Annotated in this window: 1 pseudogene; it reads left to right on the plus strand. The window is 69.2% G+C overall.

Annotation, left to right across the window (positions count from 1 at the left end):
• A pseudogene (locus DSP71_RS08230) lies at nucleotides 1-272 on the plus strand (dihydrodipicolinate synthase family protein); the annotation flags it as partial.
• Nucleotides 273-357: the final 85 nt, after the last annotated feature.

The following is a 357-nucleotide window of genomic DNA, read 5'->3' on the forward strand; positions in this document are numbered from 1 at the left end:
CCGAGGCCTATCGCGAGCTCGGGCTCGTCGCCTCCGACATGGTCGACGTGAATCAGGCGGTGTTCGATCCGGGCAACGACTTCCACGGCGTGATCGCGGGCGTGCACGAGATGCTGCGTCAGCAGGGGCTGCTCGAGGGGATCTGGTGCCTCGACCCCGCCGAGGGGCTCTCGCCGGGGCAGGCCGAGGAGATCGCCCGCGTGCGTCGGGCATACCCGGCCCTGAACGACGACGCCTTCATCGCCGAGAACCTCGAGGACTGGCTGCGATGAATGCCGCGGCGAGCGCACCGGCCGTGGTCGCGGTCGTCTCGGAAGAACTCTTCGCGGAGTTCTTCTCGTCGGCGGATGCCGAGCG

This window comes from Microbacterium sp. H6 (genome assembly GCF_003314775.1).
Classification (GTDB): Bacteria; Actinomycetota; Actinomycetes; order Actinomycetales; family Microbacteriaceae; genus Microbacterium; species Microbacterium oxydans.